The organism is Furfurilactobacillus sp. WILCCON 0119, assembly GCF_053471565.1.
This window is the reverse complement of sequence record NZ_JBPCCV010000001.1, coordinates 25505-42150: the sequence shown is the minus strand read 5'-3', so window position 1 is coordinate 42150 and position 16646 is coordinate 25505. Positions and strand designations below refer to the sequence as shown.

The 16646-nt window shown below is 43.2% G+C and carries 19 protein-coding genes and 1 pseudogene; 5 read left to right on the top strand and 15 right to left on the bottom strand.

What is annotated here, in order from left to right:
• Positions 1–89: 89 nt before the first annotated feature.
• The 8 genes from ACRYI5_RS00290 to larA form a co-directional block, all read right to left on the bottom strand.
• Positions 90–437 (bottom strand): hypothetical protein, encoded by a 348-nt coding sequence (locus tag ACRYI5_RS00290; protein WP_448223830.1) that lies wholly within the window; start codon positions 435–437, stop codon positions 90–92.
• 90 nt (positions 438–527) lie between these two features.
• Positions 528–1352, bottom strand: a complete 825-nt coding sequence (gene msrA, locus ACRYI5_RS00285; RefSeq protein WP_448223829.1) for a peptide-methionine (S)-S-oxide reductase MsrA — start codon at positions 1350–1352, stop codon at positions 528–530.
• 92 nt (positions 1353–1444) lie between these two features.
• Entirely contained in the window at positions 1445–1675 is a 231-nt protein-coding gene (locus ACRYI5_RS00280) for a CsbD family protein (protein ID WP_407880852.1), read from the bottom strand.
• A 190-nt stretch (positions 1676–1865) separates the two neighbouring features.
• Positions 1866–2699 (bottom strand): ATP-dependent sacrificial sulfur transferase LarE, encoded by an 834-nt coding sequence (gene larE, locus ACRYI5_RS00275; RefSeq protein WP_448223828.1) that lies wholly within the window; start codon positions 2697–2699, stop codon positions 1866–1868.
• Positions 2700–2730: 31 nt separating this feature from the next.
• On the bottom strand, positions 2731–3444 hold the full coding sequence (gene larD, locus ACRYI5_RS00270; RefSeq protein ID WP_448223827.1) for a D/L-lactic acid transporter LarD: 714 nt from the start codon (positions 3442–3444) through the stop codon (positions 2731–2733).
• A gap of 21 nt (positions 3445–3465) precedes the next feature.
• Positions 3466–4791 carry a nickel pincer cofactor biosynthesis protein LarC gene (larC, locus tag ACRYI5_RS00265; RefSeq protein ID WP_448223826.1) on the bottom strand — a complete coding sequence of 442 codons (1326 nt, stop codon included), beginning with the start codon at positions 4789–4791 and terminating at the stop codon, positions 3466–3468.
• Positions 4792–4803: 12 nt separating this feature from the next.
• The gene (gene larB / locus ACRYI5_RS00260; protein ID WP_448223825.1) at positions 4804–5547 is read right to left on the bottom strand and encodes a nickel pincer cofactor biosynthesis protein LarB; all 744 of its coding nucleotides are present in this window, start codon (positions 5545–5547) and stop codon (positions 4804–4806) included.
• A 19-nt stretch (positions 5548–5566) separates the two neighbouring features.
• Positions 5567–6841: a nickel-dependent lactate racemase gene (gene larA / locus ACRYI5_RS00255; protein WP_407880860.1), complete on the bottom strand. Its 1275-nt coding sequence runs from the start codon at positions 6839–6841 to the stop codon at positions 5567–5569.
• Between the two features lie 210 nt (positions 6842–7051).
• Between larA and ACRYI5_RS00250 the strand changes: the two genes are divergently transcribed.
• The 4 genes from ACRYI5_RS00250 to ACRYI5_RS00235 are packed head-to-tail and all read left to right on the top strand — an operon-like array spanning position 7052 to position 10222.
• Complete coding sequence (locus tag ACRYI5_RS00250; RefSeq protein WP_407880862.1) at positions 7052–7717, top strand: Crp/Fnr family transcriptional regulator; 666 nt, start codon at positions 7052–7054, stop codon at positions 7715–7717.
• Positions 7718–7753: 36 nt separating this feature from the next.
• A complete protein-coding gene (gene cbiM / locus ACRYI5_RS00245; protein ID WP_448223824.1) occupies positions 7754–8734 on the top strand; it encodes a cobalt transporter CbiM in 981 nt (326 codons plus the stop codon).
• On the top strand, positions 8727–9518 hold the full coding sequence (locus ACRYI5_RS00240; protein WP_448223823.1) for a hypothetical protein: 792 nt from the start codon (positions 8727–8729) through the stop codon (positions 9516–9518). Before cbiM ends, ACRYI5_RS00240 begins: the two co-directional genes overlap by 8 nt.
• 11 nt (positions 9519–9529) lie before the next feature.
• On the top strand, positions 9530–10222 hold the full coding sequence (locus ACRYI5_RS00235) for an energy-coupling factor ABC transporter ATP-binding protein (protein ID WP_407880866.1): 693 nt from the start codon (positions 9530–9532) through the stop codon (positions 10220–10222).
• A gap of 58 nt (positions 10223–10280) precedes the next feature.
• On the opposite strand, the gene ACRYI5_RS00230 is transcribed toward ACRYI5_RS00235, so the two are convergent.
• Complete coding sequence (locus ACRYI5_RS00230; RefSeq protein WP_448223822.1) at positions 10281–10898, bottom strand: hypothetical protein; 618 nt, start codon at positions 10896–10898, stop codon at positions 10281–10283.
• Positions 10899–11322: 424 nt separating this feature from the next.
• Positions 11323–11430, bottom strand: coding sequence for a putative metal homeostasis protein (locus ACRYI5_RS00225; protein WP_407880868.1), 108 nt, complete (start codon positions 11428–11430; stop codon positions 11323–11325).
• A 643-nt stretch (positions 11431–12073) separates the two neighbouring features.
• Between ACRYI5_RS00225 and ACRYI5_RS00220 the strand changes: the two genes are divergently transcribed.
• Positions 12074–12796 carry a CPBP family glutamic-type intramembrane protease gene (locus ACRYI5_RS00220; protein WP_448223821.1) on the top strand — a complete coding sequence of 241 codons (723 nt, stop codon included), beginning with the start codon at positions 12074–12076 and terminating at the stop codon, positions 12794–12796.
• Positions 12797–12954: 158 nt separating this feature from the next.
• Here the strand turns inward: ACRYI5_RS00220 and ACRYI5_RS00215 are convergent, their stop codons facing one another.
• The 5 genes and pseudogenes from ACRYI5_RS00215 to ACRYI5_RS00195 all read right to left on the bottom strand — a co-directional run.
• Positions 12955–13686 (bottom strand): hypothetical protein, encoded by a 732-nt coding sequence (locus ACRYI5_RS00215; RefSeq protein ID WP_448223820.1) that lies wholly within the window; start codon positions 13684–13686, stop codon positions 12955–12957.
• A gap of 14 nt (positions 13687–13700) precedes the next feature.
• Positions 13701–13905: pseudogene (locus ACRYI5_RS00210) on the bottom strand (thiamine pyrophosphate-binding protein); the annotation flags it as partial.
• An 80-nt stretch (positions 13906–13985) separates the two neighbouring features.
• Positions 13986–15071: a zinc-binding alcohol dehydrogenase family protein gene (locus ACRYI5_RS00205; RefSeq protein WP_448223819.1), complete on the bottom strand. Its 1086-nt coding sequence runs from the start codon at positions 15069–15071 to the stop codon at positions 13986–13988.
• Between the two features lie 199 nt (positions 15072–15270).
• Complete coding sequence (locus ACRYI5_RS00200; RefSeq protein ID WP_448223818.1) at positions 15271–15639, bottom strand: winged helix-turn-helix transcriptional regulator; 369 nt, start codon at positions 15637–15639, stop codon at positions 15271–15273.
• A 378-nt stretch (positions 15640–16017) separates the two neighbouring features.
• A partial coding sequence (locus ACRYI5_RS00195; protein ID WP_448223817.1) for an SSURE domain-containing protein occupies positions 16018–16646 on the bottom strand: 629 nt, incomplete at its 5' end.

Below are 16646 nucleotides of genomic sequence, written 5' to 3'. Positions count from 1 at the left end.
TACACCGTCAGTATAGCCTCAATTAAAAATCTACTGGGAAATTTGTGCTCGCTAAGTTTTAAGGTGTCCATGGTCCTGTCTGCGAAAACTCACTGAAGTGCAATAATGGCTTGGATGGTCTCGTCAAAAGCCGCAACTGCTTCTTTATAGGCGCTCAAATCACGGCCAAATTGGTCATTAAATGCATCTAAGCCTTTCCCAGCAAAGACATATTCATATTTATAAATTTCTTCATATTGGGCCGCAAACTGTTTTAACAGTGGATGTTGCTTTTCACCACTCAACTGTAATGCCATTTGGATCACGCGAAAATCAGTGTATGCTAACTCAAATTGAACGGCCCAAGCACGCATAAAGTCGTGCTGGGCTTCAATATGAGCGTAATGGTGGTCAACCGTCCACTGCAAACGGTGAATGGAATCAATGACGTCTAACATCGTAAAGACTTCCTTCCCTAATTATGGGAGTAGTCTATCACGAAGCGAGCGCCATTAAAAAAATTCGTTCTCGATTATTTTGATCATCCACTACGGACGGCTGACATGCCGACTAAACCAATTTTTCATCCGCTGCCACGCAAAGTACTGGTGGCGACTCCGCTCCATCATGCGATACCGTTTTGTCTGTTTTAGGTAAAATTGTTGGTGATAGTTTTCTGCCGGCCAAAACGTGCTGGCGTTAACGATTGGTGTCACAATCGGACGGTGATACCGCTTAGATTCAATCAGCTGTTCTTTTGACGCCTCAGCCACCTGCCGTTGTGCAGAATTACGCACAAAAATAATCGGGCGGTACTCCTCACCGCGGTCGTTCATCTGCCCCGCGTTATCGGTCGGATCAATAATTTGCCAAAAGAGTCCAACCAGTGCCTGGTAAGTCATCACCTTGGGGTCAAACACGATTTGAACGGCTTCAACGTGTCCCGTTGTCTGTGAAATAACCTGATCGTAAGTCGGCGAATCAACATGACCTCCGGTATACCCGGACATAACGGAAATAATTCCGGGCCGCGTTTCAAATGGTTCAACCATGCACCAAAAACATCCGCCAGCAAACACGGCAACATCATACCGCGCATCCTTTACAGCCGCCTCATGCCGGGCAAAATCGTAAGCCGCAATTTGTGGTTGATTATGGGTAAGTTCCGCGTAATAATCCGCTAAATCCGGGGTCAAATTATCGCGCACGGCTAACGGTCGGAGTTTACTTTCCAAGGTGGCCAAACTTGCTTTCACATTGGCCCCATTTTCAATTTGTTGCTTAGTCGTTACTAACTGTTCACGTTCCCACGCCCGCGTTCCCGGATTTAAGATCAACTTAGCCAGCGTGTTTATCTGGTCTTGTTCATTCACTACACGTACACCCTCTAACAATGTTCAGTTTTAAAATCCATCGTTAACTCAATAAAAAAATCGCACTTAAATGCGATTTTAAACGTCCGTGATTAATTTAGATCTTCTTTCAATTTGCCAATGCCTTCTTCCACATTGCCGCTAATCTTATCACCAGTATCCCCAGTCAATGCACCCTTGACTTGCTTAACTTTTCCCTCTGCTTGGTCACTTAGGTTATCTAATGATGACTGAATCTCTTTCATTCGATTATCATCTTGCAAGAGCGAGTACAAAAATGCAACGTTGGCAGCTAAACTGATCCCTAATAAAATGTTTTTCATCATATAACCTCCATTTCCTTTACTGGTTACATCATAATCAGTTTTTATTGGGCACTCAAGAAATACGCTTATCCAGAAGCATTTAACACATTAAATTTTTCTGACCACAGTTGGTTTAGCACAATAAATTCAAAAAAAAAACGATTCTTCCAATTAATTAGAAGAATCGCTTTTTTGAATTTAATGCGTTTTAGGCCATTAAGGCAACTTTTGTCGCTTCATCCAGTTGTTCATTCATCCGCCCTGACTTAAAACCAGCCAGATCTAGCGTCACAAATTCGTAGCCGAATGCTTGTAATTGATCATTGATCGTTGCTGCAAGTGCCGTAAAGTCGGCCAATTGGTCACTTGGAACCTCAACCCGTGCAATTTCGCCGTGGTCACGAACCCGCACCGTTGGAAAACCAAGTTGCCGCAATGCCTTTTCAGCTGCCATAACCCGGTTGATTTTTGCCAACGTTAGTTTCGTGTTGTATTCAAACCGTGATGAAACTGAGCATGACGCAACCTTGTTCCAGTTGGTCAAACCCATTTCTTGTGCAGCTACGCGAACGTCTGTCTTATAGAAATCAGCCAGTTGTAACACTGATTCTGCCCCGGCTTCATTCCGAGCAACTAACCCAGGACGGAAATCATCATTGTCATCCATGATCATCCCATCCAAGACGTGGTGAATATCATGGGCAGCAGCAATTTCATTCATCCGTTGATAGAACATTTTCTTTGAATAGTACCAGGTTTCTGGTGTGTTGTTTTCAATGTGTTCATCACTCAAGTAGTTCAGGGTGACGCCTTCAACGTTTGCCCCAAGTTGTTTAGCTAACTGAATGGCTTTGTTATATTCATCGTCGGTAAATAATTCTGAATTTGCGACAACAGCCAAAACGTTATCCTGACCAAGTGTATCCAGGGCCGCTTTCAAAACAACCGTGGAGTCGATGCCGCCGGAAAAGGCAACTAAGACCGTTCCCATATCTGCTAAAGTTGTTGTTAAAACCCGGTTCTTTTCTGTTAATGTCATCATGATTTCCTGACTTTCTTGTCTAAGTGACTAACTACATACCCCAAAATGTTTTCATAAACAGAGCTGCTGCTGCAGCCCCAAAAAATGGTGCGATTCCTGGAACTAAAATTCCGTACTGCCAATCATTTCCCGTTTTGTTTTTAATGGGCAAGAGCGCGTGCGCAATTCGGGGGCCCATGTCACGAGCAAGGTTCATCGCGAACCCGGTGGTCCCACCAAGGCCCATTCCGACAGCCCACACAAGCACCCCAACACCAATATCGATTCCGGCCGTTTCTTTCGTGGCCGCAATGGCTAAGATCCCGGTAATGAAGATAAACGTTGCCACAAATTCAGAGAAAAAGTTGCGTGGTAAATCGCGAATTCCCGGTGACGTTGAAAAAATGTTGCGAATGTCAACGGGGTCAACGCTGTCAGCAGAGGCATCAAAGTGATCCTTGTACATGATCCAAACGATGATTGACCCAACAATTCCGCCCACGACCTCAGCCAGTGAATACGGAATGAACCGGCTCCATGAAACGTGCCCAAGAATACACTGTGCTAACACCATTCCTGGATTGAGATAAACATTGCCAAAAATAAACAGAGCCACCGAAATCCCGAAGCCCCATGTTGAAATTGCGAATAAATGACCTGACCCATGGTACTTCGTTTTGTTTAATACGGTGTCGCAGTGAACGCCGACCCCAAATATAACCATCAACGCTGTCCCCATGAATTCAGCTAGTAACTGATGTCCCACTGAAAAGTTCCTCCAAAGTGTCTAATTTTCTGTCTGTGTCCCAAATTGTTGATACACCGCCTGATAGACGTCGCGAAGTGGCACCTCATGTGCTATCGCAGCCGCTTGGCAATCAACAAACTCTGGCTTTATTTTGGTAATGTCTTGGTACGTTAAGTGCTTAATTCGAATTGGCCCAAACTGTGTCATCAAGGAAGTAAACGTTCGTGCCATCACGCACCGTGTCATCGTTTGGTAACGAACCCCCGCCGTGCTTGTCTGGGTTAACACCACCCGTGTTAATGCCATCCGGTCGGCAACGGCACCGATGACCGTTAACTTCACAGCTGGCCGGTTCTTCTTCATTTGGATCGGCTCGAAGTAAGCATCATACGCACCGGCTTCTAGCAACTGGTCAATGACAGGTGCTAAACTTTCAGCCGTTTGATCGTCAATGTTGGCCGCCAACGTGATGATTTCATCGGCATCATCGGTCACCACCCGGTCACTTAGTGATGTGCTGGTGCATAATAACGCCCGTAAGGCGTTTAATTGCCCAATCTCACGCGTCCCAAAGCCGTAACCCACCTTGTCCACGACCATGTTTCCTGGCAGCGGTCCAAAAGACTTCACCATTGTTTTAACAATGCCCATGCCGGTGGGCGTGATGAGTTCGGTATGCACATCAACGTTTTGCCGAACGGGAATTGCCGTGCCTGCCCGCATCTGCATCACAGCGGGAACCGGCACCGGCATCCGCCCGTGGGCAACGTTAATAAAGCCTGTTCCGTCAACTAATGAACTGGCAATGACGCGGTCAACATGCAGCTGCTCTAAGGCAATACATCCGCCCACGATGTCAATAATTGAATCAATCGCCCCGACTTCATGAAAATGAACGTCGGCTAACGCCACCTGGTGAACCGTCGCTTCGGCTAGCGCAATTTCCTTAAAAATTGCAAGCGCGTGGCCTTTTACAAACGGACTAAGGTCAGCGTCAGTAATCATGTGAACAATGTCTTCGTAATGCCGGGCATCATGATGATGGTGGTGATGTTCGTGGTGCCCGGCTTCTGGCTTCACATACGGATGCGCGGGTTCTTCAGGCGTCAGTGCGTGGTCACCCTCATGGTGCTCATGTTCCTCAGTGAATCCTGTATCGATCGTTCCGTTAGCCACGGTCACCTTGAAACTTGTCCCATAAATGGCACTCTTGGCCACACGTTCAGTAGTCACCGAATAGTGATCGAGCGGCAACTTGTTTAACTCGGCCGTCACCACCGAAAGGTCCACGCCTAAATCCAGTAAGGCCCCAAGAAACATGTCACCAGAAATCCCTGACATCACGTCCAAATAAAGTGTTTTCATTTCTTGCTCCCTTTACAAGTGATTGATCATGCTTGCAGAATAGGCCGCGCCAAAGCCGTTGTCGACGTTGACAACAGTAATTCCTGAGGCACAACTATTGAGCATGGTCATTAGCGCAGTGACCCCGCCAAAGTTTGTTCCGTAACCGATCGAGGTGGGAACCGCAATCAGTGGTGTGCTGATGAGACCACCGACCACGCTTGCCAGTGCGCCCTCCATGCCAGCAATCACAATAACGACCTTGGCCTGACGAATCTGCGGTAAATGATCAAACAAGCGGTGAATTCCAGCAACGCCAACATCATAAATCCGGTCGACCTTGTTACCATACATTGCGGCCGTTACGGCTGCCTCTTCAGCCACCGGAATGTCTGAGGTCCCCGCCGTCACAACGGCAATGGTGCTCTTTGTTTCAACAACCTCATGAACCATCAGTGTCAAAATGTGGGCGTCTTGGTGATATGTTGCTTCGGGAAAATGATCCTTGATTTGAAGGTACTTCTCGTTGTTTAGCCGGGTACAGAGCACGTTTTGACCGTGGTCCTTAAGGGCTGACATAATGTCAATGATCTGAGCCGCCGTTTTCCCGGCACCGTAAATCACTTCGGGCGCACCATTTCGCTGGGCCCGTGATAGGTCAACTTTTGCAAAACCAAGGTCTTCACTCGTTTGTGCCTGAACGGTTTTTAAGGCTTCATCAACACTGATTTCATGTTGTGACACCGCTTGTAATAGTTTTAAAACATCACCTGTCAAAAGTTTCTCCTTACTCCAATTACTGGACGATTACGCCAAGACCATCAGGAATGACGGTCACCTTTGCCGCCGCACCTTCGATTTCATACGCCTTTTCCAAGGCTTCATCAAAGGTTTTGGCTAAGTCCATGTGCATGTTCGTGATCAACGCTGGCTCAACCAGGTCGGACACGACGATGACGTGATGGTTAACCAAGATCCGTGCCAAAATTTGTGACGTCCACTGATCAGGCACCGTTTCTAACCGTGGTGTATTAACGGCGCGATCGAGAAACTCCTGGGGGTCCTTAACGTCCGCAATGTTATGGTAGAAACCATCCCCACCGTGACCATCGCGACAACCAGCAACCATAATGATGACGCCACCCTTCTTGTTGGTGGCTTCGGCCGCGGTCATCCCCTTAACGGCCTGATAAATATTTTGATCAAGTGGGTAACCACCGTTTGTGGAAACGGCGATATCAGATTCAATTTTGTCAACGTGTGATAATGTTTCAAGAAATTCACAACCCGTTCGGTGTGCCTTATCCAAGTCCCCGGCAAACGACCCAATGATGTGCTTATCTTCATCCAAAACGACGTTTAAAATGAACTTCAACCCCACTTTTTGAGCAGCATACAACATGTCCTTATGAATCATGTTGTGGTCCAAACTCCCCGGCCGTGAATGCTGGTCGTTAATAAATTCCCCACTGTGGTTGGCCATAATTGTTTTATAGCTGGCAACACCGGGCAACACAGCCTTCCGACCACCAGAAAAGCCAGCGAAGAAATGAGATTCAATGAACCCTTCGGAAATTAGCAGATCGGCTTCAACCGCAACTTTGTTTACGATTAGGTCACCACCAGATGGGAGCTTCCCTAACTTAACCATTGACGCGTCATCCGTTGAGACATGCATCACGATTTCTTCATTATCAACAATATCTTGCCCGTATTTATTGACCAATTCTTCATGTGTTGATGGCCGGTGGAATCCGGTGGCAACTAAAATTCGGATCCGCGCATCTGGTGAAACTTTTCGGATTCGTTTCAATAAAATCGGTGTAATGATGTGTGACGGAACAGGACGGGTATGATCACTCGAAATAATGACAATGTTGGTTTTCCCCTTAGCCAGTTCCTCTAAACTAGGACTCGCAATTGGATTATCGAGCGACGCTTCAACTAATTCTGCCTCCCCCTTACTTGCTTTATAAGTTGCAGCAGCTGAAACAAGCTTGCCAGCGAAATTTTCATCACTAATGGTGGCCGTAATTGTTTGACGGTCATATGGTAATTTAATTGATACCAAAATGTTGCTTCCTTCCCGAAATTTATTTGGAATGTGTGGTCGTTCGTTATTGTTATAATGCATATAGACCACCCAGTTATTAACCAACGTCAACAACAAATGGACGGATCATAAGTGTGTACCATTTGTTAACTTTTGCTTTTGCCAAACCACTATAATCAGGTTCAGCATTATGAATTAAACAGCAAGAAAGGCTTAATAAGGTATGTAATGGCGCTAACAGATATAGAATTTTTAATTAACTTTCTTGAAGAACGACACGTGATGAAAATCAAAAAATCACGGCACACGTACTTGACCTACCATGGATTGGAAGAACATTTTACGTATGTTCTTATCAATGGTGTCATTAAGAACTCGATCATTTTGCAAGATGGCCGTGAGTACAACATCTCTTACATTGCGAAACCAGACGTCATTTCGTTGCTGCGAGATGAAATTTCTAAGTTTACCGAGCAACCGTTTAACGTTCGCATTGAATCTGAGGAAGCAACCTTCTATCAAATCGACCGGGTCACGTTCTGGAACTACGTCAATTCAACACCTGAACTCCAGGAGTACGTGAAGAACTACTATCGGAAGAAACTCTCTGAAAATATCTATCGTTTACAACGGATGGTCATGAATGGGAAAAACGGTGCGTTATGCGCCTTTTTATATAGCTTGATTGATTTATTTGGTGTTCACACAAACGATGGGATTCTCATTGATTTCGTCGTGACAAATGAAGACATCGTTGGCTTTACTGGCATCAGCACACGCAGTAGCGTTAACCGCATGCTTAAATCCTTGCGTGATCATCACGTCATTGAAATAACGGACCATAAATTTCTCATCAAGGACGTTAGCTACCTTTTGGATAACATTGCCGATTAATTTAATTCATAATGACTCATTAATCGGGAGCCCTTTATGCACATTCCAGATAATTATCTCAGTCCCACCACTTGTCTAACGTTACTCACCACCATGGCACCCATCTGGGCAATTTCCATCAAGAAGGTCCATGCCCAGATCAAAGAAAAAAAGCAGACCGTTCCCCTCATCGGGACTGGTGCTGCCTTTGCTTTTCTCCTTATGATGTTTAATGTGCCCATTCCCGGTGGTACAACAGCACATGCTGTCGGCGGTGCGCTTCTTGCCATCTTGTTAGGTCCGTGGGCAGCCTGTTTGGCCATTTCCGTCGCACTATTGCTTCAAGCATTTATCTTTGGTGACGGCGGCATTTTGGCGTATGGCGCAAACGTTTTTAACATGGGCTTCATTATGCCCTTTGTCGGTTACCTGCTCTTTTCAATTGGCAAACGACTCGGCCACCCCCGCGCCGGAAGTTTCGTTGCAGGGTACGTTAGCATTAACATTGCGGCACTAGCAGCTGGCATTGAACTAGGCCTTCAGCCACTTCTCTTCCACACTGCCAATCATCAGCCGCTCTATTGTCCCTACCCACTATCAATCAGTGTCCCCGCCATGGTTGGCGCGCACGCACTAGTTATTGGCTGGATCGAAGCGTTCGTGACGCTTTTGGTCTATCAATTTGTCAGTCGTCATGCACCAGAAGATCTCTACTCATTGCCAACAACATCACGGCTTGAACGTGTCACATTCCCCGTTTTAGGAATCCTTGCTCTCCTCTCGCCGCTTGGTTTATTGGCGTCGGGCAGTGCTTGGGGCGAATGGAACAACCAGGAAATCATGGCCCACTTACGCAGCGATCACATGCTGGCAAAGGTTCCAGCGGGCATGAGCCACGGAATCAAGTATCACGCAGTGTTCGCTAATTACGGTGTGACGGGGCTATCACCGGTTATGGGGTACTTACTCTCCGCAGGGACCTGTTTGATCGTCATCGCACTGGCGGTTCGCCTTATCGGGGCCAGACGCCATGAATAACCTACCAGCGTGGCTTGATGAGACCACCGTTTACCAACGTCCAGCAACCGCCAACCGTTTCATCAGTACTAACGTTCGTGCACTGACTCATATGCTGGCCCATTTTAACAAAACGTCACACGTCGCAAAACCGTTTGCCAGCGCATGGGCAGAGTTACTGTCATTTCTAACGCTGGTTCTAATTACGATTACCTGCCGGAGCCTCTTCTTGCTCTGGTTTTTGACGCTATTTCAGCTCCTTCTCGCACTTTTCATGCCGGCGAAGGTAATTACCGAAACATTTTTCCAAACGTTACGTGGTGCCCTCATTGGAGCCCTCATTGTGTGGCCGAGTGTTCTCTTTAATCACAATCAGATGGCGTGGCTCTGGTTGGCAAAATTAGTACTGATCATCTTCAGCCTGCAAATTTTTCGTCACCGCGTCGGCTGGTCACAACTTGTGGTTGCTCTTCGCCAGCTTGGCGTTTCGAGCATCTTTATTTTGACCCTCGACATTACCATTAAATACAGCCATGTCCTCAGCCAGGATCTTCATGACCGGTTACAAGCTGTGTGGTTACGAAGCTGTGGCACCATCCATCATCCCATTCAGATCTACACAAATCTGGTTGGCTGTTTGTACCTTCAGTGTCGAAAACAAGCGACCGAATTATATGAAGCCATGCTACTACGAGGCTACACAGAAAAACCAGCCCGTCGTCACTTTAGAATCGTTCCGACTGACTGGTTGCTTTTGGTGCAAACCGGTTGCTTTATTGGCATTGCCATTTTTTTAGCAAAGTAAAGGAGGCCGCCTTGTTTAACTTCGAACACGTTAATTACGATTACGACGCCACCCCAGGTTTAGTGGACCTGACGTTTACCATCAGTCAAGGCGAGGCCGTTGCAATCATGGGGCCAAATGGTTCCGGAAAATCGACCCTTTTTAAAATTTTATGTGGCCTGCTGAAACCGACAAACGGTCATTACACCTTTGATCACCAGGAGCCAGATTTAAACGTCATTCGTCAGTCGGTCGGCCTGGTGTTTCAAAACAGCGACATTCAGTTATTTAACGACACGGTCGCACAAGAACTTGCTTTCGGACCAACGCAACTTGGGCTTGCAACTGAAGAAGTCGATCAGCGAGTTTCAGATACGTTGGCTTTGCTGAACATCGCCGCGTTACGCGACCGCGTCCCCTACCAGTTATCTGGTGGTGAAAAGAAATTGGTCGCCCTTGGGAGCGTGCTCACCATGTCCCCGCAAACAATTATCCTGGATGAGCCCTTTAACGGTCTCTCCATTGGCTACCAGGAGCAACTCACAGCGTTGTTTAAAACCCTCCATGATCACAACAAAACGTTAATCATCTCAAGCCACGACTACGTTAAAACCGCTCCCCTCGTGGACCGGGTGATTGCACTAAACGATGCCCACCACCTTGCCCTTGACGCTAAAAAAGCCCAGCTAACGGCAACACAGACCGCAACGTTGCGGCAGTTATAATTTACGCAAACCGGTAGACCTTTCTGCCGGTTTTATTTTGCCATCATCTGAAAAAAAGCTACTTCTTGCTCAAAACCTTGCCAATTTTAGTAATGCAATGAACTCCAACGTAGACAAGGACTTCAATCGCAAAAACAAAACAAAGAATCCCAGTCAACTTTCCAAGCAATGCTGCGAGATTAGTCAAAAACGGTTGTTTTTTATAGTCTCGTTCCAGCGTTTGTTGATCAGCAATTTCTTTAGCAATTAATGGTCCAATTGCCCCTCGTTCCACATGCCAATGTTTTGCGCCCTTACTTCCAACAAGTTCGACCGTCTCAACTTGTTCATCTGGGTTCATTTTTAATATTTTTGTCTTCGACAGGCGATTTTTTGTTAGATTCTTCCCTTCACGTTGTGGCAGTGAAAGCCTCCCATAATCTCCCGGAATCACATAGTTTTCTGGGTAATAAGAACCCATTTTTTCTGGCTCATAATCAGCCCGAACTGCTGACCTAAATGCTTCAGCAGATGGATAATGTTCAGGTTTCACGTTGCCACCAAGTACACCCGCAAAAATTGCTATTACAAGACCACCAACTAAGCAAATAACGATCACTATTGGACTAGCAATCATTGATCCTTTAAATATACTTACCAGGATTGGTTTAACTCGTTTTCCTTTTCGAGCTGTCATTACGTCTCCACCTAAGATGTCTTTTTAAAAGCATTTTAATTCGTTACTCGAATCATTACTTTACCAAACTTTATCCATGTGCGCATTAGCAACATGATTGTTTTGTTGTGATCAACGAAAATGATTACCGGAGTTTCCCTTTATGCTACTTTCTGGACAAAGATAATCCGCGCAAAAAGATAACCATATGGCAAACACACTGGTGCTTTATTAAAAGAAACCAGATAGGAATAAAAGCGAGTAGGCCCTTACAACTTAAAAATGACCCTTTTCATTACTTCCGAAAGTTCCTCCGAATGCTGTGCACACCCGATTATGTTATTTATTAAAAAAAGGTCGTCACCCCTCATGGGTGACGACCTAACATCTAAAAAAACAATTTCGTTGAACCTTCAATGGCGCAAAATCTAAGAAAGACCTGACATTATTTTCCGGTTTTTCTTAGATTTTTGATGATCTGAAGGGCCTTTTTTCTGGTCTTAATATTTGGGCTCTTAAGATTTCTGTATGCAACACTTAAATCATTTTTCATTCGTTTTCCTCCTGTATAAATCCAGGTAGCACCACTGAAAACCGCATTGATACGTCAAAGACGGCACCTAATTAGCCTCAGCGATCTTTAGCTATTGTGACCATAGCAAAGATACTTACATGCCCATCAATGATGGATCCTGTTATTGTAGTATTGTCGCTAAATTACGTCAACAAAAACGCTTCTATTAAGTAAGTACAAAGTACAACCATTGACGATCTGGATATATATTCACCCATGCCAATTATCTATTAGCCCGTCAATTCCTTGTAATTCTCCATCATTAAACAACATATCGTCCACAATCCGTAAGTTCCTCAGTAAATGATCCATTATTACTGATCAGTCAAATAAGTAGTGTGCAGGTTCAGAACATCCTTTTATAACCCTGTTTCACCAAACGATTACAGGCGCTGTTACATCGGCCTTAGTAACTGGTAAGCCTTTTTCAAGGCTCAAGAAAGACTTCATTAAGGAGCCCAAGATGCCACCGATGGAGGTCGAACCTCTTTAAAAACCACTTAGTAGCATTTTATACACGTTTTGTTTATCTATGCAATATATGTGTAAAATCAGCAGAACTACACCATCTCATTTCCCAGGCGGAAAACATTACACAAAAATTCTTGGAGGTACGCTACAAATGATGAACTTGATGAAAAATCCGATTATCAAATGGCTCAGTGCACTTCTTTTAATTCCTGCACTAGTTTTTTTACCAGATCAGTTATTTCCCCATTGGCAAGTTCAATCAACAAATGGGCTTGCTACATGGACGGCTGTAGCCATTGCAGCGCTCATCTATGTACCACTTTTTTTGATTGCCGTTTTTTACTGGTCAGATGGCATTTTAAAGCAAGATTGGCCTCACTGGCGACGTCACCTATGGCGTAATTTTCTTTACGCCATAGGTACTAGCATCTTAATGACTTTACTTATCATTCCACTTTCTAGATATTTAAGCCTTTACCTTAACCATGACATGAACAGCGGACCGCAAAGTATAGATTTCTTATCCGCCACGTTACCTACCATAATCGTATTTTTAATACCATTATTACAGCCATTTACTGAAGAAATTGTATACCACCATGCTTTAATTGAGCCATTCAGTCAGCACAGAATTCTATACATTGTTGTCTCAATATTTTCAAATCTGTTGTTTGCTCTCGTACACTTCAATAACGTTAGTGGAAATTATTCATCATTAATTTTCTATTTCTTAGCTGGTATAATCTTCCAGATTGTTTATCTTATGGCGCATAAAAACATTTGGCAAAATATTGCAACACACTTAATTTATAATGGTGCGGTTTCGTTACTTGGCATAATTAATATAGTTTTTATTTCATTTAGCCAGCATTAAACCAACGAGTTAACTTTTCTGCCATAACGGTTTTTATATTCTCCGTAATCACCAGACGCTATTCCTAACCTGACGTATAGTAGGCGACATTTGTTTAAAAAGAGGCCATAGCAGCTCATGACTGCTATGGCCTCTTTTATATTATCGCTATGGTGTTTTTATTGAATACCATTTGCATTTAAGTCATGTAATTCGACGGATTGTAAATCACTAACATCATTAACATTGCTATCATCTTTAGTAGAAATATCACCAACATTAAGCTGACCACCTGATAACTTTAAATCTGATAAAACAACTTCATGTAATTCAGAGTTATCTTCGTCTGAACTATTATCATAAGATTTCGTGACCCGGTATAAAGCAATCACCTTGTACCCATCATTATAACTGGAAGATTTGGCATTAAGAGTCACGTCTGAATCATTTTGATTTGATGTCGAAGAACCCCATGATCCGTATCCGCTGCTTTTATCTGAATCACTCGGGGCTGCCAAAAAGATATTTACTAGCCAATTAGAATATTTAGAAAAATCATCACTTTTGAAATGATCATTAATTATAGAATCGGTCAACTCGTTAACCTTATCGACATTCCTTATCGAAGCCGAATCAACCAAGCCACTTACAGTAGCAGTAATCGAATGAGACCCAGTATAGTTCACACCTTCTTTATCAAACAACTCAGAAGGGACGGCAATGCTTACTTTATCGCCATTTCTTAGTTTCCCATTATTTTTAACATTAAATCTAACGCTGGAGTCGTCATAGTGCTTACTTGAAATACGCACAAATCCACGTTTGTTCAAGCCATAAAAAGACACTTTGAATTTATTGGTGATTTTGGAAGCTTCCGACTTTTTAACCGCTTTGAGACCGTGGGCCTTCACATTTATACTTGTGGCTTTGAAGTGAGCTTGGCATCGGCATTAGCCGCCAAAGCTCCAACTTCTTCATGTCTCACTTGAATATACTTAATCGATTCACGTTCTTGGTAAAAAACCGTCCACAGTATTATTAATTGAGTCAGCGGTAATCCCATACACATGATCCACTTGCCAGCTTTCCAATACTTTTGCAAGTGCAACAGCTGCAGTCATCTTTGTCATAATACAGTTCCTCCAATCATTTTCGCTAACAATTAGTGAGCACAGTAAAGATTAATTCACGCACATTCCTTACGACCAACTTAATTGCCGTTGAATGGACCTGTAATTACCACTTTTCCTTGCATATGCCCACTTAACACATCCTTTGTCGCTGCTTTGATATTTGTAGCGTTAATTCCGGAATCGTAGCTTTTTGAAACCGTTGGGAAGATTTTTTTGCTATCAATCAATGTGGCAATTCGACTTAAGATTTCTCCTTGACTGGCCATATTAAACGAATAATCGGACTTAGCAAACATATATTCCCAATCAAAGCTAACCGATAAATTTTTTAATAACGTCATTGGCAGTTCGGACTTAGTCCCTACAATGGTCCCAATATGGCCAAATGGTTTGATCAACTGCACTAACTGTTTAAAATATGGTGCGATATCATACAAAACAGCAATATAGTCAACTCTATCGGTTCCAGCTTTTATTAGTTCATCTTTTAGGTCATGATGATAATCAATGGCATGGTCAGCACCTAACTTTTCTAGCCAATTAACACTTTCAGATCCTCCAGTTGCAAATACTTCTAAGCCTGCCCAAGATGCTAATTGTGTCAAAATGGATCCAACACCCCCAGCACCGTTAATAATTAAGATTTTTTTGCCTTTATTGGCATCTTGATCTGCTGAAACTCCGAGCTTTTCAAAAAGTAATTCATAAGCTGCTAAAGAAGTTAATGGCAAACTTGCAGCCTCAGCATCTGTTAAGCTATCAGGAGCCACGGCGGCTAAATTTTCATCTACTAATTGAAACTGTTCATGACTACCTGGTCGCTTTGTAGTTCCAGAATAATAAACACGATCACCAATATTGAATTTTGTAACTTCCATTCCTTTTGCACGGACTATTCCGATGGCATCATATCCAATCACTTTAATATCTTTACTATCGTGAAATGGGTCATACCCTGCAATGGGCGGCAAAGTAGGCGTGACTCCCAGAGTTTCACGAATTTTAGTATCTACTGGATTAATTGAAATCCCTTTAACTTCAACTAAAAGGTCGTTTTCTTGTGGTTCAGGCGTTGGCAAAACAGCATCAATAAAACTTTGTTCATTGTCAATTGATAAATTCTCAAAGAAACCAATTGCATTCATTTTTTTTGGAAAATCCATTAGTCTTACCTCCGTTTGTGTTCACATAATTTGTTAATCTTAATAAGCTGGCTAAGTACGATTAACTTAACCTTCGTATGTAAAATATCACCATGCAAAAAAAATAACCATTAGGGAATTTATTTTCCCTAATGGTTATTTTGTGATGGTTTACTCAATGATTTCTAAGTAACAATGCATCACAGGATTCATACATTGATTACTGCGGTATTTCCAGGTTGAACTCTTCTATTGACGGATTATGATCGTTGAACTCATTTCCCCAAGCATACATGCTTGCGATAACGTTGCGAAGACTCATGCCTAGGTGAGATACACTGTACGAAACCATCAACGGTTTTTCTTGTTGAACATTCCGATTCACTAGATGATCATCTTCTAGTTCTTTGAGTTGATGCGATAACATTCTCCTTGATAATCCCGGGATTTTTTTCTGTAGCTCACTAAAACGCAAATCACCATCAAAAATAAGATGATACAACAATACACTCTTCCAACGTCCAGAGATTAATTGCAAGGTCGACTCAACTGAACATCCGTTTTCACATTCATAACGCGCTCTTTTCATAAAAAACCTCTTTCATATAAATCACTCAGTAATGAAGATTAATTAAATAATATATTTCGCATTAAAGATAATCCATATATGTGATGCATCTCAACAAATTGAATTTGGTATCTCCAAATCAGACCTTACTGGTTTATTTTTGTAAATACTCAACAATGGAAAATTAATTACTTTTTCGTTGTTAATCTGTCGTTTTGGGTGTACTCTCAATAATCGATTTGTACAATACTGCCATATTCCTTTGCCCACTTTAAAACAACATCTAAACTATAAAGGTAAAATGTAATAGAAATAGTCAGATCCTTAAATTGCTTAAGAATCTGACTATTTTAAAATTAATTCCTAGAACATTCCACTTCTATGAAGAAAGCGACCTTATTAGTGCTTTAAATTTCTTTTTCTGAAGCCAAGAACACTGCCAAGTGCAGTCAACATTGACAGCAATAATACACCAATCAAGTTAGAAGCATTCTGATTCGTTTCACCTGTTTGTGGCAACTCAGAATGTTTCTTCGCTGCTTCATAATTGGCTACAGACATTGAGCTATTCTTCGCTGCCAGAGTCTTTGCTGAATGTTTAGCTGTCATCGTCGCAGCACTCGAGATCGGTTGGCTCATTTCACCACTACCAACACCCATAGCTGTTGTCACTGACGCACCAGCAGTTGCTTTTTCACCCATACTGGACGCCGATTCAGATGACGCTGGTTTCATTGCTTCAGTGATTCTCCCATCAGCAGAAACGTTTATCGTAACGTTCACTTCCTTTGTACTAATTAAATCGGTAAGGTCTGGCTTTCCATCCTTCATGCCGTAAATTTTAACCGTTGCATGGTAAGTCATCGTTCCATTAGCCTTCAGTTGGGCAATTAGCTCAGCACCAGTCTTTCCCGTTGTATTCCCATTCAAATCAACTTCGTAAGCAAACTGGTCTGAGTTTTCACTAATTGGAAGTAAGCCCGCATTCTTTGCCGTCCCATTATCTGACCATGGTGCGCCGTCGGACG

Bases quoted from the DNA above. Each gene is read 5' to 3' on its own strand.
- ACRYI5_RS00290 (WP_448223830.1), bottom strand. From the start codon at position 437: ATGTTAGACGTCATTGATTCCATTCACCGTTTGCAGTGGACGGTTGAC.
- ACRYI5_RS00280 (WP_407880852.1), bottom strand. From the start codon at position 1,675: ATGAAAAACATTTTATTAGGGATCAGTTTAGCTGCCAACGTTGCATTT.
- larE (WP_448223828.1), bottom strand. From the start codon at position 2,699: ATGATGACATTAACAGAAAAGAACCGGGTTTTAACAACAACTTTAGCA.
- larC (WP_448223826.1), bottom strand. From the start codon at position 4,791: ATGAAAACACTTTATTTGGACGTGATGTCAGGGATTTCTGGTGACATG.
- ACRYI5_RS00250 (WP_407880862.1), top strand. From the start codon at position 7,052: ATGGCGCTAACAGATATAGAATTTTTAATTAACTTTCTTGAAGAACGA.
- cbiM (WP_448223824.1), top strand. From the start codon at position 7,754: ATGCACATTCCAGATAATTATCTCAGTCCCACCACTTGTCTAACGTTA.
- ACRYI5_RS00240 (WP_448223823.1), top strand. From the start codon at position 8,727: ATGAATAACCTACCAGCGTGGCTTGATGAGACCACCGTTTACCAACGT.
- ACRYI5_RS00230 (WP_448223822.1), bottom strand. From the start codon at position 10,898: ATGACAGCTCGAAAAGGAAAACGAGTTAAACCAATCCTGGTAAGTATA.
- ACRYI5_RS00225 (WP_407880868.1), bottom strand. From the start codon at position 11,430: ATGAAAAATGATTTAAGTGTTGCATACAGAAATCTTAAGAGCCCAAAT.
- ACRYI5_RS00220 (WP_448223821.1), top strand. From the start codon at position 12,074: ATGATGAACTTGATGAAAAATCCGATTATCAAATGGCTCAGTGCACTT.
- ACRYI5_RS00205 (WP_448223819.1), bottom strand. From the start codon at position 15,071: ATGGATTTTCCAAAAAAAATGAATGCAATTGGTTTCTTTGAGAATTTA.
- ACRYI5_RS00200 (WP_448223818.1), bottom strand. From the start codon at position 15,639: ATGAAAAGAGCGCGTTATGAATGTGAAAACGGATGTTCAGTTGAGTCG.